Raw genomic sequence first — 15,737 nt, forward strand, 5'->3', positions numbered from 1 at the left:
AACGCTCGGCTGGGAAACCCCAGCCGAGCGCCTGCATAAACTGCTCGCGGCCTGATCAACACGACCACGTGTTGCGACGACTCCTAGAAACCGCCGTTCCGTACCGCCCCTCGCGCGTGCGGACGGCCGCTACAGCACCTTCGACAGGAAGGACTGCGTGCGCTCGTGCTGCGGGTTCGTCAGCACCTCGCGCGGGTGGCCCGACTCCACGACCACGCCCTCGTCCATGAAGACCAGGCTGTCGCCCACCTCGCGGGCGAAGCCCATCTCGTGGGTGACGACGACCATGGTCATGCCGGACTCGGCGAGGTCGCGCATGACGTCGAGCACGTCACCGACCAGCTCCGGGTCCAGGGCCGAGGTCGGCTCGTCGAACAGCATCAGCTTCGGGTCCATCGCCAGCGCGCGGGCGATCGCCACGCGCTGCTGCTGGCCGCCGGAGAGCTGCGAGGGGTAGTGCCCCGCCCGGTCGGCCAGGCCGACCCGCTCCAGCAACTGCATCGCGCGGTCCTTGGCCTCGCCCTTGCCCACGCCCTTGACCTGCACCGGCGCCTCGATGACGTTCTCCAGCGCGGTCATGTGCGGGAACAGGTTGAAGCGCTGGAAGACCATGCCGATGTCGCGGCGCTTCATGGCGACCTCGCGGTCGCGCAGCTCGTAGAGCTTGTCGCCCTGCTGCCGGTAGCCGACGAGCTCGCCGTCGACGTACAGCCGGCCGGCGTTGATCTTCTCCAGGTGGTTGATGCACCTGAGGAAGGTCGACTTGCCGGAGCCGGAGGGGCCGATGAGGCAGAACACCTCGCCGGGCCTGACCTCCAGGTCGATGCCCTTGAGCACCTCCACCTGGCCGAAGGACTTGTGCACGCCCTCGGCCTTGACCATCGCGACGGAGGTGCCGCGCGGGGTGGCGTCGTTCTTCGTGAGCTTGTCGGTCATGCGCTCATCGCTCCCTTCGGCCGGCCGAGGGAGAGCATGTTCGCCTTCACCTTCTGCCACGGCGTCGGCGGCAGGCTGCGGCTGGAGCCGCGGGCGTAGTACCGCTCGATGTAGTACTGGCCCACGCTCAGCACCGAGGTCATGATCAGGTACCAGGCGGCGGCGAGGAAGTACATCTCCACCGGGGCGCCCGAGACCTGGCCGATGTCCTGGGCGTAGCGGAACAGCTCCGGATACTGGACGGCCGCCACGAGCGAGGTCGTCTTCAGCATGTTGATGACTTCGTTGCCGGTCGGCGGCACGATCACCCGCATGGCCTGCGGGATGACGATCCGGCGCAGGGTCTTGCCGTGGCTCATGCCCAGCGCGTGGGCGGCCTCGGTCTGGCCCTCGTCGACCGCGAGGAGGCCGGCCCGGCAGATCTCCGCCATGTACGCGGCCTCGTTCAGGCCGAGGCCGAGCAGCGCCGTCAGCAGCGGCGTCATGAAGTCCGACCAGTAGTTCTTGTAGATCGGACCCAGGTTGATGTACTCGAAGACCAGGCCCAGGTTGAACCACAGGAACAGCTGGACCAGGACCGGGGTGCCCCGGAAGAACCAGATGTAGAACCACGAGATGGACGAGGTCACCGGGTTCTTCGACAGGCGCATCACGGCCAGGACGACACCGCCGACGATGCCGATCAGCATGGACAGGACGGTCAGCAGGAGGGTCTTGCCGACGCCCTTCATGATCCGGTCGTCGAAGAAGTAGTCCGGCACCGCGTGCCAGTTGATCTTGCCCTGGCCGAATGCGTAGATGATCGCGACCAGCAGCGCGATCGCGATGACGGCGGAGACGTACCGCCCGTAGTGGCGGACCGGGATGGCCTTGATGGCCTCCGGCCCGGCGGCGGGCGTCCTGCCGGCGCCCGCCGTCTTTTCGATGTCAGCAGTCACGGGTCTTGCCTCTCGGTGGCCGCTCGGAGCGGTCACTTGCCGCCGTTGATGACGGACTCCTTCACGGCGCCGTCCTGGGCGCCCCACTTCTCAAGGATCTTCTGGTACTCGCCGCTCTTGATGACCGCGTTGAGCGCGGCCTGCAGCGCGTCGCGCAGCTGGGTGTTCGACTTGCCGACGGCGATGCCGTACGGGGCCGCCTCGACCTGGTCCCCGACGATCTGGAAGTCCTTGCCGCCGCCGGAGGTCTTCACCGCGTACGCCGCGACCGGGAAGTCGGAGGAGGCCGCGTCGGCACCGCCGGAGCGCAGACGGGTCTGGGCCTGCTGGTCGTCGTCGAAGGCCTCGATGGTGAGCTTCTTGCCGCTCGGGCACTTCTTCGCCTCGGCCTTGGCCAGGTCCTCGGAGACGGTGCCGCGCTCCAGGGCGATCTTCTTGCCGCACAGGTCGGACCAGGTGGTGATGTTCTCGGTGTCGCCCTTGCGGGTGTAGATCGAGACGCCGGCGGTCAGGTAGTCGACGAAGTCGACGCCCTCGCCGACCTTCTTGCCCGTGGTCGGGTCGACGCCCTCCTGACGGCTCTTGTTGTCCGTCATGGCCGACATCGCGATGTCGTAGCGGTTGGAGCGGATACCGGTGAGCAGGGCGTCGAAGGTGCCGTTCTCGAACTGGAACTTCACGCCGAGCTGCTTGCCCAGGGCGGCGGCGAGGTCCGGGTCGAGACCGACGACCTTGCCGGACTTGTCCTTGAACTCGACCGGCGCGTACGCGATGTCGGAACCGACCTTGATGACGCCCTTGTCGCGGATCGAGGCCGGGAGCTTGTCGGCCAGCGGGGCGGAGCCGGCGGACGAGCTGCCGGAGGAGTTGTTCTTGTCCTTGGTCTGGTCACCGCAACCGGTGAGAAGCAGGGCGCCTGCGACCGCGATCGCACCGACCGCTGCCAGACGGGAGTGCGCGGCGGTAGTACGACGGGTGGAGCGTGCGGTCATGGTGGGTTCCTCCGGCGGATGGGTGGAGATGCCGATGGGTCGAACGAGCACACACACCTTCGGGTGTCGCGACCTCGTGTGATTGACGCATCTTGCCATTCAGGTTGCGCCATTCAGGGGAGTCGCCATGTCAAAATCGGATAACGGGTGACCCCCGAGCCGCTCGGAGCCGGCCCCTCAGGGCCGGATCATCTGCGGGAATCCCTCGTTCCAGCCGGAAGATCTTCGGCCCTTCCCCGGTCGCACTGGGGTGTAACGCCGTTTTCACGCGGTCTTGAACGCTTGTCAAACAGCTGCATGTGACTTGTGCCCATATTGGTCCACGTGTCGGACCCCCGTCATGTGACCTTGGCGTTATGGACTCGTCGTCGGCGCCGTCCGTCCGGTATGAAGGTTCTTTACACCCCTCATCCGGGGCTCAGGGCGCGTGTGCGGCGCGCCCGTCGCGTATCCGCCCGAGCGCACCACCGACTGGGCTGTGCGCGGTCCCGCCCACCCCTCACCAGGAGTGGCCACCCTCACAACATGAACACTTAAGGGGTAGAACCAAGTGGCAGCGGAGATCGTCAATCCTCGCAGCGACGGGAGTACGGACCAGGACGGCGGAGCAGAGCCGCTCGATTCCTTCGATCCGGCCTTCGCGCTGCACCGCGGCGGCAAGATGGCCGTGCAGGCCACCGTGCCCGTCCGCGACAAGGAGGACCTGTCCCTGGCGTACACGCCCGGCGTCGCGCGGGTGTGCACCGCGATCGCGGAGCAGCCGGAACTGGTCCACGACTACACATGGAAGTCGTCCGTCGTCGCCGTCGTCACCGACGGTACGGCCGTGCTGGGACTCGGTGACATCGGACCGGAGGCCTCCCTCCCGGTCATGGAAGGCAAGGCCATCCTCTTCAAGCAGTTCGGCGGCGTGGACGCGGTCCCGATCGCGCTGAACTGCACCGGCGTCGACGAGATCGTCGAGACCGTGGTGCGGCTCGCTCCCTCGTTCGGCGGAGTGAACCTGGAGGACATCTCGGCGCCCCGGTGCTTCGAGATCGAGCGCCGGCTCCAGGAGCGCCTGGACATCCCCGTCTTCCACGACGACCAGCACGGCACGGCGGTCGTGACCCTCGCGGCGCTGCGCAACGCGGCGCGGCTGAGCGGACGCACCATCGGTGAGCTGCGCGCCGTCATCTCCGGCGCGGGAGCCGCGGGTGTCGCCATCGCCCGGATGCTGGTCGAGGCCGGCATCGGCGACGTCGCGGTGGCCGACCGCAAGGGCGTCGTGTCGGCCGACCGGCAGGACCTGACGCCGGTCAAGCGGGATCTGGCCGAGTTCACCAACAAGGCGGGCATCAGCGGCACCCTCGAGGAGGCCATGGCCGGCGCCGACGTCTTCATCGGCGTCTCCGGCGGCACGGTCTCCGAGGACGCCGTCGCCTCGATGGCCAAGGGCGCCTTCGTCTTCGCCATGGCCAACCCCAACCCGGAGGTGCACCCCGACGTCGCGCACAAGTACGCGGCGGTGGTGGCGACCGGGCGCTCGGACTTCCCGAACCAGATCAACAACGTCCTCGCGTTCCCCGGCATCTTCGCGGGCGCGCTCCAGGTGCGGGCGTCGCGGATCACCGAGGGAATGAAGATCGCGGCGGCCGAGGCGCTGGCGGGCGTGGTCGGCGACGACCTGGCCGCGGACTATGTGATCCCCTCGCCGTTCGACGAGCGGGTCGCCCCGGCCGTGACGGCGGCCGTGGCCGCGGCGGCGCGCGCCGAGGGCGTCGCCCGTCGCTGACGTGACACGGCATGGCCCCGCCCGCCCGGGCGGGGCCATGCGTCTGTCCGGGCGGGGCCATGCGTCTGTCCGGCAGCAGCCGGCCCGGCCGCGTGTGCCGGCGAACCTTGGCAAGAGGGCGTGTGTCACAGCGGTCCTTGGTTCCGTAGGCCGCACCGCGCCCCCTATCGTCAAGGTCATGTTCGCTGTCTACGCCGCCCGAATCGACCGCGACCAGCCGCTGAGCGGGCTGGAGTCGGGGGAGCGCCCGGCCCCCGAGCCCCGCCCCGGCTGGAGCACCGTCAACGTCAGAGCCGCTTCCCTGAACCACCACGACCTCTGGTCGCTCAAGGGCGTCGGCCTGTCCGAGGACAAGCTGCCGATGATCCTCGGCTGCGACGCCGCCGGAGTCGACGAGGACGGCAACGAGGTCGTCCTGCACTCCGTGATCGGCCAGAGCGGGCACGGCGTCGGCCCCCGGGAGCCCCGCTCGATCCTCACCGAGCGCTACCAGGGCACCTTCGCCGAACAGGTCGCCGTACCCACGTGGAACATCCTGCCCAAGCCCAAGGAGCTCTCCTTCGAGGAGGCCGCCTGTCTGCCCACGGCCTGGCTCACCGCCTACCGGATGCTCTTCACCAACGCCGGGGTGCGGCCCGGTGACTCCGTCCTGGTCCAGGGCGCAGGCGGCGGGGTCGCCACCGCCGCCATCGTGCTCGGCAAGGCGGCCGGCCTGCGGGTCTTCGCCACCAGCCGGGACGAGGCCAAGCGCAAGCGGGCGATCGAGCTCGGGGCCGTGGAGGCGGTGGAGACGGGAGCGCGGCTGCCGCAGCGCGTGGACGCCGTGATCGAGACCGTCGGCGCGGCCACCTGGTCCCACTCGGTGAAGTCGCTGCGCCCCGGCGGCACCATCGTCATCTCCGGCGCCACCAGCGGCGACCGTCCCTCGCATGCCGAGCTCACCCGGATCTTCTTCCTGGAGCTGAAGGTGGTCGGCTCGACCATGGGCACCAAGGACGAACTGGAGGACCTGCTGTCCTTCTGCGCCGCCACGGGGGTCCGCCCGGTGATCGACGAGGTGCTTCCCCTCGACCGCGCCCGCGAGGGCTTCGAGCGGCTGGAGTCGGGCGGCCAGTTCGGCAAGATCGTCCTCACCTGCTCCTGACCTCTCCGTTCCCTCCCCCTCCCCCTCCCCCCTCCCCCCTCCGCCCCCTCCGCTTCTCCCGCGGTCGGCTGCCTGCCGATGGCAGGCAGCCGACCGTCGGCGGCTGCTCATGCCCGCTCGGCTCCGGGCCGCTCGGCTCCGGGCCGCTCGGCTCCGGGCCGCTCGGCTCCGGGCCGCTCGGCTCCGGGCCGGACGGCGCGGAGCGCGGCCGGTTGCGTCGGCCGGGTGAGCCGGCCGGACGCGGTCAGACCTTGGGCCGGCGCAGCAGCGCCCCGATGTGGGCCGCCGCTGTGGACAGATGGCGCCGGGTGTCGCGCAGCTGCTCGGGTGTGACGCCGTGGTCCCGGGCCGCGTCGCGCACGTCGTCCCGGAAGCGGTCCAGGAGCCGGTCGAGGTCGCGCGCCGGGTCGCCGGTGAACTCCTCGTGCGCCCAGGACGGCTCATAGGCCGCGGGGAATTCCTCCGGGGTCTCGGAGTACTCGGGGCGCTCCTTCGTGGTGCCGGCGGACGGGCGCCCGAAGCCGAAGTCCTTGCCGAACTCCTTCCCGAAGTCCTTGCCGAAGTCGCTGAACTCCTTGGCCAGTTCGGTCAGGCCCTCACGCACCCCCGTGGGCCAGTCGCCGCGTGAGAAGTGGTCCTGGACCTGGTCCTGGACACGCCGGGCGATGCGCTGCAACTCCTCCTGCGCCTGCTCCCGCGCACGGTCCTGCGCCTCCTTGGCCTGGCGCCGGGCACGCTGGGCCTCCTCGCGGGCCCGGCGGCTCTCGTCCTTGGCGCGCCGGGCCTGCTCCTTCCACTCCTGCTTGACGCGCCGCATCTCCTCCTTGGCGGCGCGCCACGCCTCCTTCTCGTCCAGGTCCTCGTACGCGCCGGCGCCCCGGCCCGCCCCGCCGCCGGGGCTCTTGCGGGCCTCGGAGGCCGCGGCGCGCATCTCGCGGCGCAGGTCGCCCGCCGCGCCGCGCACATCGGCCCGGATCTCGGCGGCGAGCTCGGCCACCGACTCACGGATCTCCAGCTCCAGGTCGGCCAGCTCACCGCTGCGGTCGGCCAGTTCGGCACGGCCCGCGTCGGTGATGGAGTACACCTTGCGGCCGCCCTCGGTGGTGTGGGTGACCAGGCCCTCGGCCTCCAGCTTGGCCAGGCGCGGGTAGACGGTGCCCGCCGAGGGCGCGTACAGCCCCTGGAAGCGCTCCTCCAGGAGGCGGATCACCTCGTACCCGTGACGGGGGGCCTCGTCGAGCAGCTTCAGCAGGTAGAGCCGGAGGCGGCCGTGGGCGAAGACGGGAGGCATGTCAGAGCACCTTCTTGTCGGTCGTGCCGTCGGTCGTGCCGCCGGCCTGGGCGCCGGTCGTGCCGTCGCCCGGACCGGAGTCGGAATGCTGCCCCGGGCCGGTGCCGGGACCCGCACCCGGGCCGCCGTCCGACGGCCCCTGTCCGGGCCGGGTGTCCCGGGGCTCCGTGTCCCAGCCGCCCTCCTCCGCCGGCGGACGGCGCAGCAGGGCGATGGAACCGGAGACGGTCGTCGCCTTCAGCCGTCCGTTGCCGGCGCCGAGCCGGCCGGTGATCCGCTTGGCGCCCCACTGGCCGCTGACCCGGAGGTCCTCGAAGGCGTTGGACACCGAGCCGCTCGCGGTGTTGGCCTCCACCCGGGTGTCCGCGGGGTGCGGCAGCCGGATGGCGATCTCGCCGGAGACGCTGGTCAGGCTGATGTCGGTGGCGGGTCCCGCCGGGTCCAGGTCGACGATCATGGACCCGCTGACCGAGTCGGCCCGGACCGAGGGGCCGGCCGCCTCGACCACCGTCAGGTCACCGGAGACGGAGTTGAACCGCAGGTCACCCGAGAGGGTCTGCGCCTCCACGCTGCCCGAGACGGTGTCCGCGCGCACCGGGCCGGTCAGGCCGACGAGGGTGGTGTCACCGGTGACGCCCTTGACCTCCGCGCGCCCGTCGATGCCCGAGACCGTCGCCGCGGCGCCCACCACTCCGACCTCCACGCGAGCGCGCGCGGGGACGGCCAGGGAGACCACGGCACTGCGCCGCCAGCCCTTGCGGTCGAGCCACTTGAGGAACCCCTTCCAGGGCAGGTCCTCGTACGCCACCGTGAGGGTGCCGCCCTCCTGGGTGACGATCAGGGGCGGGCCCTCGATCTCGGAGATCTCCAGGCGGGTGGAACCTTCGTCGGTGCCCACGACGTTCACCGTTCCGTTGACGACGCGGACGTTGAGCTCGCTCACGGGCTCGTCGAAGGTGAGCTTCCTCGGCTCGCCGACGGACCACTCTGACATGGTGCAGACCTCCTGGGACGGACCGACCACGCGGGCGGCGGGCCGGAGACGGGACCGGACGGCGGGACGCGACACGCCATATCGCGTCTTACAAGAAACACGATATATCGCGCCCACGGAAAGTCAAGGCACCCGTTTCGGTGAGGCCGCCCGGCGGAGGAACGCCGCACGGACGCCGTGTTTCCGGGCGTCCGGGCACAGCGGTGCCGCCGGCCGCGCCGATGACAGCGTGGCCCGGGCCGGCCCACCGGGGCCCCTCGTTCCGGCGGACTGCCCGGCACCAGCCGATGCACCCGCGCCTCGCACGCGCCCCCCGCGACCGCCTCCGCGCCGCCCACCCGCGCTCCCCGGAAACCGAAGAGGCGCCCCAATGGGGCGCCCCGGTCACTCGTCCTGCACATCCTGCAGGTCCTGCACATCCTGCACGTCCTACAGGTCTGGCAGGTCCTGCACGTCCTACTCGTCGTCCTCGTCGTCCAGGCGGGCCAGCCAGGTGGCCAGCCGTTCGACCGGGACCTCGAAGTCAGGGTTCAGGTCGACGAACGTGCGCAGCTGCTCGGCGAGCCACTCGAAGGTGACCTCCTCCTCGCCACGCCGCTTCTCCAGCTCCTCGATGCCGCGGTCGGTGAAGTACATGCGGTTGTTCTCCTGGGATCTTCCACGGGGTGCCCTGCTCCCTGCCCCACAGGGTACGCAGCGCGGGCGGTGACCGGTGCGAAAGGGGGGCCCGCCCCCGAGCGGACTCGGGACCGGGCCCCCGGGTGCCGGTACCGTGCCGTACGGCCGGACCGGCGAGACGGACTACGCCTCGAACACCTCACGCACCAGCTGCTCCTGCTCCGCCTGGTGCCGCTTGGCGGAACCGACGGCCGGGGACGAGCTGTGCGGACGCGAGATGCGGCGCAGGCGCTCGCCGGGCGGGATGTCCGCGCCGACGGCCAGGTCCAGGTGGTCGATCAGGTTGAGCGCGATGAACGGCCAGGCACCCTGGTTCGCCGGCTCCTCCTGGACCCACAGGTACTTCTCGGCGTTCGGGTACTTCTTGATCTCGGCCTGGAGCTCGGCGCCCGGCAGCGGGTACAGCCGCTCGAGGCGGATGATCGCCGTGTCCGTCGCACCGCGCTTGCGGCGCTCGGCGTCGAGGTCGTAGTAGACCTTGCCGGAGCAGAAGACGATCTTCCGGACGGCTGCGGCGTCCACCGAGGCGTCGCCGATGACCGGGCGGAACCCGCCCGTGGTGAACTCCTCCGCCTTCGAGGCCGCGGCCTTCAGGCGCAGCATCGACTTCGGGGTGAAGACGACCAGCGGCTTGTGGTGCGGGTTGTGCACCTGCCACCGCAGGAGGTGGAAGTAGTTCGACGGCAGGGTCGGCATGGCGACCGTCATGTTGTTCTGCGCGCACAGCTGGAGGTAGCGCTCGATACGGGCCGAGGAGTGGTCCGGGCCCTGGCCCTCGTAGCCGTGCGGCAGCAGCAGGACGACGCCGGAGGTCTGGCCCCACTTCTGCTCGGCCGCCGAGATGTACTCGTCGATGACCGACTGGGCGCCGTTGGCGAAGTCGCCGAACTGGGCCTCCCACATCACCAGCGCGTCCGGGCGGGCGAGCGAGTAGCCGTACTCGAAGCCCATGACCGCGTACTCCGAGAGCAGCGAGTCGTAGACGTTGTACCGGGCCTGGTCGGGCGACAGGTACTGCAGCGGCGTGTAGTCCTCGCCCGTCTCGCGGTCGATCAGCACCGCGTGGCGCTGGCCGAAGGTGCCGCGGCGGGAGTCCTGGCCGGACAGCCGGACCGGGACGCCCTCCAGCAGCAGCGAGCCGATGGCCAGGGTCTCGCCCATGCCCCAGTCGATCGTGCCGTCCTCGACCATCGCCGCCCGGCGCTGCAGCTGCGGCAGCAGACGCGGGTGGACGGTGAAGTGCTCGGGGATGTTGACCTGGGACTCGGCGATCCGCTTGACGACCTCCGCGGAGATCGCCGTGCCGACCTGGACCGGGAAGCCCTCCTGCGGGTCGTGGGGCTGCGGGACGGCCGGCTGCGAGGTGGCCTCGCGGACCTCGGTGAAGACCTTCTCCAGCTGGCCCTGGTAGTCCTGCAGCGCCTGCTCGGCCTCTTCCAGGGTGATGTCGCCGCGACCGATCAGGGACTCGGTGTACAGCTTGCGCACCGAGCGCTTCTTGTCGATCAGGTCGTACATCAGCGGCTGGGTGAAGGCCGGGTTGTCGGACTCGTTGTGACCGCGGCGGCGGTAGCAGATGAGGTCGATCACCACGTCCTTGTTGAACGCCTGGCGGAACTCGAAGGCGAGCCGCGCGACGCGGACCACGGCCTCGGGGTCGTCGCCGTTGACGTGGAAGATCGGGGCCTCGATCATCCTCGCCACGTCGGTGGCGTACATCGACGAGCGCGAGGACTCCGGGGCGGCGGTGAAGCCGACCTGGTTGTTGATGACGATGTGGACCGTGCCGCCGGTGCGGTAGCCGCGCAGCTGCGACATGTTCAGGGTCTCGGCCACCACGCCCTGGCCCGCGAAGGCCGCGTCGCCGTGGATCGCCACCGGCAGGACGGTGAAGTCCGTGCCGCCCTTGTTGATGATGTCCTGCTTGGCGCGGGTGATGCCCTCGATGACCGGGTCGACCGTCTCCAGGTGGGAGGGGTTCGCGGCCAGCGAGACCTTGATCTGCTCGCCGTCCAGGCCGGTGAAGGTGCCCTCGGCGCCCAGGTGGTACTTCACGTCGCCGGAGCCGTGCATCGACTTCGGGTCGAGGTTGCCCTCGAACTCGCGGAAGATCTGCGCGTAGGACTTGCCGACGATGTTGGCGAGGACGTTGAGGCGGCCGCGGTGGGCCATGCCGATGACGACCTCGTCCAGGCGGGACTCGGCGGCCGAGTCCAGCACGGCGTCGAGCAGCGGGATGACGGACTCGCCGCCCTCCAGCGAGAAGCGCTTCTGGCCGACGTACTTGGTCTGCAGGAAGGTCTCGAAGGCCTCCGCCGCGTTCAGCCGGCGCAGGATGCGCAGCTGCTCCTCGCGCTCCGGCTTCGTGTGCGGGCGCTCCACCCGGTCCTGGATCCACTTGCGCTGCTTGGGGTCCTGGATGTGCATGTACTCGATGCCGGTGGTGCGGCAGTACGAGTCGCGCAGCACGCCGAGGATGTCGCGCAGCTTCATCATCGACTTGCCGGCGAAGCCGCCGACGGCGAACTCGCGCTCCAGGTCCCACAGGGTGAGGCCGTGCTCGACGATGTCCAGGTCGGGGTGCTTGCGCTGGCGGTACTCCAGCGGGTCGGTGTCGGCCATGACGTGGCCGCGGACCCGGTAGGAGTGGATCAGCTCGAAGACGCGGGCGGCCTTGGTGACGTCGTCGTCGTGGCTGGCGTCGATGTCCTTCAGCCAGCGGACCGGCTCGTAGGGGATGCGCAGCGACTTGAAGATGTCGTCGTAGAAGCCGTTCTCGCCGAGGAGGAGGTTGGCGACCTGGCGGAGGAACTCGCCGGAGGCGGCGCCCTGGATGACCCGGTGGTCGTAGGTCGACGTGAGCGTCATGACCTTGGAGATGCCGAGCTTGTTCAGGGTGTCCTGGGAGGTGCCCTGGAACTCGGCCGGGTAGTCCATGGAGCCGACGCCCATGATCACCGACTGGCCGGGCATCAGGCGCGGCACGGAGTGCACGGTGCCCAGGCCGCCGGGGTTGGTGAGGGAGACGGTCACGCCGGTGAAGTCGTCCATCGTCAGCTTGCCGTCGCGGGCGCGGCGGACGATGTCCTCGTAGGCCTGCCAGAACTCGAAGAAGTTCAGCGTCTCGGCCTTCTTGATGGCCGCGACGACCAGCTGGCGGTCGCCGTTGGGCTTGACCAGGTCGATGGCGAGACCGAGGTTGACGTGCGGCGGCTTGATGAGGGCCGGCTTGCCGTCCTTCTCGCCGAACGACCAGTTCATCGACGGCATGGCCTTGATGGCCTGCACCATCGCGAACCCGATGAGGTGCGTGAAGGAGATCTTCCCGCCGCGGGCCCGCTTGAGGTGGTTGTTGATGACGATGCGGTTGTCGAACAGCAGCTTCACCGGGACCGCGCGCACGGACGTGGCCGTGGGCAGCTCCAGGGAGGCGTTCATGTTCTTGGCGACCGCGGCGGACGGGCCGCGCAGCGTCACGTACTCGGGGCCCTCGGGCGCCTCGCCGTCGGGCGCGGCCTGCTTCGCGGCGGGCGGCTTGGCCCCAGCGGCGGGCTTGGCGGCAGCGGCGGCGGGCTTCGCCGCGGCGGGCTTGGCCGGGGCGGCGGCGGGAGCCGCGGGAGCGGCCTGCGCGGCCGGGGCCTGCTTGGCCGGGGCCGGGGTGGCGGCGGCCGGGGCGGTGGGCGCCGGCCGCGCCGGAGCGGCCGGGGTCTCTGCGGCCCCCGCGGCCGCAGTACCCGTGCCCGCCGGAGCCGCGGCGCCGGCGGCGGCGGCCCCCGGCTTGTAGTCGGCGAAGAAGTCCCACCAGGCGCGGTCTACCGAGTTCGGGTCCTGGAGGTACTGCTGATAGATCTCGTCGACGAGCCACTCGTTGGGACCGAACGCGGCCGCGGGGTTCTTCCCGGCATGGTCGGTGTCGGTCGTCGGGGCGCCTCCCTGCCGAAGGCTGGGGGAGCTCGAGTTACTGGGGGACTGTGGCGACACGGCGGCAACCGCCCTCTTCCGCTTCACAAGGTGATGGACAGCGGGAATAAAGGCTACGCCTCCAAGACCGCGAAGGTCAGGTCGGGCCCGTTCTTCGTCGCGTAAGTCACATCAAAAGCTGTGTTTCGGGGCTTGAAATGGCGGGAAACAACCGTGGTTCACCAGTGAAGGGGAAGGCTGGACCCGGGCCTGACCCCGAAGGTCGCAGGCCCCTGCCCGATCACACGTGTCCGTCTGCGCGGATGCCCGTGGATCATGCGGTTCCGGACCGAACTGTACGTCAATCTTTACGTCAACTTTGCGGAGACGGGACTCCCGGAAGGGTGACGAGGATCCGGCAGCCACGCTCCGATTCGGCCACACGGATCCGGCCGCCGTGCAGATCCACCGCCCAGCGGGCGATCGCCAGCCCGAGCCCGGTGCCGCCGTCGCTGCCCGGTCCGTGCGGCCGGCTCACCGAGCCGCGGTTGAACCGCTCGAAGACCCGGTGCCACTCCGAGCGCGGGATGCCGGGCCCCTCGTCGAGGACCTCCAGCTCCAGCGACTCCGGCTGCGCCCCGCGCCGCGCCTTGACCGTCACCCGGCCGTGCGGCGGGCTGTGCTTGACCGCGTTGTCGATCAGGTTGGCCACCACCTGGTGGATGCGCTCGGGGTCCGCGTGCGCGGTCAGCTCCGGGGGCGAGACGTCCAGGTGCAGATGGACGTCGGTGCGCGTGTGACTGCCGGAGCCGGTGGCCATGCCCGCGCGCGCCGAGGCGACCATGTTGGCCTCCTTCAGCACGCCCGAGAGATACGGCCACACCTCGAACCGGCGCGTCTTCAGCGGCACCACGCCGTTGTCCAGGCGGGACAGGTCCAGCAGGGTCTCCACCAGCCGGCCCAGCCGCTCGGTCTGCTTCAGGGCCGTGCGCATGGTCTCGGGGTCGGCCTCGGTGACCCCGTCGACGATGTTCTCCAGCACCGCGCGCAGGCCCGCGATCGGGGTGCGTAGCTCGTGCGAGACGTTCGCCACCAGCTCCTTGCGCTGGCGGTCCTGGGCCTCCAGCTCGTCCGCCATGACGTTGATCGTCTGGGCCAGGTCGCCCAGCTCGTCGCGGCGGCTCTCACGCACCCGGCGGGTGTAGTCGCCGTGCGAGATGGACCGGGCCACGGTGTTCATCTCGTCCAGCGGCGCGGTGAGCGAATGGGCCACGAACTGCGTGATCAGCAGCGTGGCGATCATCGAGAAGACCATGATGAAGCGGAGCTCGGTCTTGGTGTGCACCGCGATCATCGACAGGCCCGTGGTGATCAGCACGGAGATGACGACCAGCGCGCCCAGCTTGGTCTTGATCGAGAACGGGCGTACGCCGCCCAGGCGCTCGCCGGGCTCCCTCCGCGAGGCCGGCCCGCCGCTCATGGGGTGGGCGTCTCCAGCGCGTAGCCCACGCCGTGCACCGTGCGGATCCGCTCGGCGCCGATCTTCCGGCGCAGCGCCTTGATGTGACTGTCGACGGTACGGGTGCCCGAGGCGTCCGCCCAGTCCCACACCTCCGCCAGCAGCTGTTCACGGGAGAGCACCGCACGCGGGGTGTTGGCCAGGCACACCAGGAGGTCGAACTCCGTCGGTGTGAGGTGGACGTCCTCGCTGCGCACGCGCACCCGGCGCTGCGCGTGGTCGATCTCCAGCTCGCCCAGGCGCAGGATGCCGCTGCGCGGGGTCGAGGCGGCGATGGCCGCCCGCTCCACGCGGCGCAGCAGCACGTGCACGCGCGCGGCCAGCTCCCGCATCGAGAAGGGCTTGGTCATGTAGTCGTCGGCGCCGACGCCGAGGCCGACCAGCATGTCCGTCTCGTCGTCCCGCGCGGTGAGCATCAGCACCGGCACCGGACGCGAGGCCTGCACCCGGCGGCAGACCTCCAGGCCGTCGAAGCCGGGCAGCATGATGTCGAGGATCAGCAGATCGGGCTGCCAGGCCTCGGCGGTGTCGACGGCGGAGGGGCCGTCGCCCGCGGTCTGCACGAGGAATCCCTCCGCGCGCAGGCGGGTCGCGATGGCGTCCAGGATGGTCTGGTCGTCCTCGACCACCAGCACCCGGCGTTGGGCGCCCGGCGTGGCCGTCGTGCCGTTGTGCGCGGTGTGTGTCTGCTCCATCGCCCGCCCCTGAGTTGCTTTTCCGGGATCCGTGGGGTGATCCCTCGACTGCGCTGGTTGCGATTGACGCTTGAATGATCGGCGTCAGGGAAGCAGCGTACGGGGAGTCACCGCGCCTTTGCTATCCAGGGCGGACGCCGATGTGCACCACGTCCGGAACGCCCCGGGCAACGGGGATCTCTTCGGTGCGCACCTGTTGGAACCCGACATTCCGTAGGGTTCCTTCAAATTCCGGAGACGGTTTCGCGGACCACACCGCGAGCACTCCGCCGGGCCTCAACACCCGTGCGCAGCCTGCCAGTCCGGCCGGCCCGTACAGCCCCTCGTTCCCCTCGGTGACCGTCCAGTCGGGGCCGTTGTCGATGTCGAGGCACAGCGCGTCGAACGTGTCGGATGTCACGTTGACGAAGTCGATCAGATCACTTTCGACGATCCGGGTGCGCGGATCGGCCAGCGCCCCGGCGGTCAGGTGGGACAGCGGCCCTCCGTCGCGGTGCCAGCCCACGATCGCGGGTTCCCGCTCGACCACGGTGATCCGTCCCCACCGCGGGTCCGCCGCCGCGTGGGCGAGGGAGAAGCCCACGCCCAGGCCGCCGATCAGCACCTCGGGCCGCGGCCGGCCGTCCAGCGCGGCGAGCGCGGCGTCCACCAAGAGGCGCTCGGAACGTCCGTCGGAGGTGTCCATCAGGAAGCAGCCGTTGGCGATGATCTGCAGCAGCGGGCCGTGCCGCCGCAGCACGACCTCGCCGAAGGGACCCTCGCGACGGTCCAGCACCACAGGAGTCTCGTACGAGGCGGTCATGGGTGCCATCCTGCACCAACGGAGCGACGCCGCACCGTGATTAACGGCTGCCGGGGCCGGTGCCGGGGCCGGGG

At 70.4% G+C, this 15,737-nt stretch carries 12 protein-coding genes; 2 read left to right on the forward strand and 10 right to left on the reverse strand.

From position 1 onward, the window contains the following. Positions 1-129: 129 nt before the first annotated feature. Genes ACI2LW_RS19590 through ACI2LW_RS19600 form a run of 3 tightly spaced genes read right to left on the reverse strand, consistent with a single transcriptional unit; the run spans position 130 to position 2,866 of the window. Positions 130-936, reverse strand: a complete 807-nt coding sequence (locus ACI2LW_RS19590) for an amino acid ABC transporter ATP-binding protein (protein WP_404732466.1) — start codon at positions 934-936, stop codon at positions 130-132. Next, complete coding sequence (locus ACI2LW_RS19595) at positions 933-1,874, reverse strand: amino acid ABC transporter permease (RefSeq protein ID WP_404732467.1); 942 nt, start codon at positions 1,872-1,874, stop codon at positions 933-935. The genes ACI2LW_RS19590 and ACI2LW_RS19595 overlap by 4 nt, the downstream gene beginning before the upstream one ends. Positions 1,875-1,906: 32 nt before the next feature. Next, positions 1,907-2,866 (reverse strand): ABC transporter substrate-binding protein, encoded by a 960-nt coding sequence (locus ACI2LW_RS19600; protein ID WP_404732589.1) that lies wholly within the window; start codon positions 2,864-2,866, stop codon positions 1,907-1,909. Between the two features lie 550 nt (positions 2,867-3,416). On the opposite strand from ACI2LW_RS19600, the gene ACI2LW_RS19605 reads away from it, so the two are divergent. Beyond that, on the forward strand, positions 3,417-4,640 hold the full coding sequence (locus tag ACI2LW_RS19605; protein WP_404732468.1) for an NADP-dependent malic enzyme: 1,224 nt from the start codon (positions 3,417-3,419) through the stop codon (positions 4,638-4,640). A 178-nt stretch (positions 4,641-4,818) separates the two neighbouring features. Then, a complete protein-coding gene (locus ACI2LW_RS19610; RefSeq protein ID WP_404732469.1) occupies positions 4,819-5,784 on the forward strand; it encodes a zinc-binding dehydrogenase in 966 nt (321 codons plus the stop codon). 244 nt (positions 5,785-6,028) lie between these two features. Here ACI2LW_RS19610 and ACI2LW_RS19615 read toward each other — a convergent pair whose 3' ends face one another. From ACI2LW_RS19615 to ACI2LW_RS19645, 7 genes are all read right to left on the reverse strand, one after another. Beyond that, positions 6,029-7,075, reverse strand: coding sequence for a helix-turn-helix transcriptional regulator (locus ACI2LW_RS19615; RefSeq protein ID WP_404732470.1), 1,047 nt, complete (start codon positions 7,073-7,075; stop codon positions 6,029-6,031). 1 nt (position 7,076) lies between these two features. After that, positions 7,077-8,069: a DUF4097 family beta strand repeat-containing protein gene (locus ACI2LW_RS19620; protein ID WP_404732471.1), complete on the reverse strand. Its 993-nt coding sequence runs from the start codon at positions 8,067-8,069 to the stop codon at positions 7,077-7,079. Positions 8,070-8,525: 456 nt separating this feature from the next. Next, positions 8,526-8,705 carry a DUF6104 family protein gene (locus ACI2LW_RS19625; protein ID WP_003992906.1) on the reverse strand — a complete coding sequence of 60 codons (180 nt, stop codon included), beginning with the start codon at positions 8,703-8,705 and terminating at the stop codon, positions 8,526-8,528. Between the two features lie 165 nt (positions 8,706-8,870). Next, on the reverse strand, positions 8,871-12,728 hold the full coding sequence (locus ACI2LW_RS19630; protein WP_404732472.1) for a multifunctional oxoglutarate decarboxylase/oxoglutarate dehydrogenase thiamine pyrophosphate-binding subunit/dihydrolipoyllysine-residue succinyltransferase subunit: 3,858 nt from the start codon (positions 12,726-12,728) through the stop codon (positions 8,871-8,873). Between the two features lie 292 nt (positions 12,729-13,020). Further along, positions 13,021-14,127 carry a sensor histidine kinase gene (locus tag ACI2LW_RS19635; protein WP_404732473.1) on the reverse strand — a complete coding sequence of 369 codons (1,107 nt, stop codon included), beginning with the start codon at positions 14,125-14,127 and terminating at the stop codon, positions 13,021-13,023. Next, positions 14,124-14,861, reverse strand: a complete 738-nt coding sequence (locus ACI2LW_RS19640) for a response regulator transcription factor (RefSeq protein WP_404732474.1) — start codon at positions 14,859-14,861, stop codon at positions 14,124-14,126. Before ACI2LW_RS19640 ends, ACI2LW_RS19635 begins: the two co-directional genes overlap by 4 nt. Before the next feature lie 121 nt (positions 14,862-14,982). Then, the gene (locus ACI2LW_RS19645; RefSeq protein WP_404732475.1) at positions 14,983-15,663 is read right to left on the reverse strand and encodes a spermidine synthase; all 681 of its coding nucleotides are present in this window, start codon (positions 15,661-15,663) and stop codon (positions 14,983-14,985) included. Positions 15,664-15,737 lie beyond the last annotated feature (74 nt).

Source organism: Streptomyces sp. NPDC004065, assembly GCF_044903565.1.
In the GTDB taxonomy this organism is placed as follows: Bacteria; Actinomycetota; Actinomycetes; order Streptomycetales; family Streptomycetaceae; genus Streptomyces.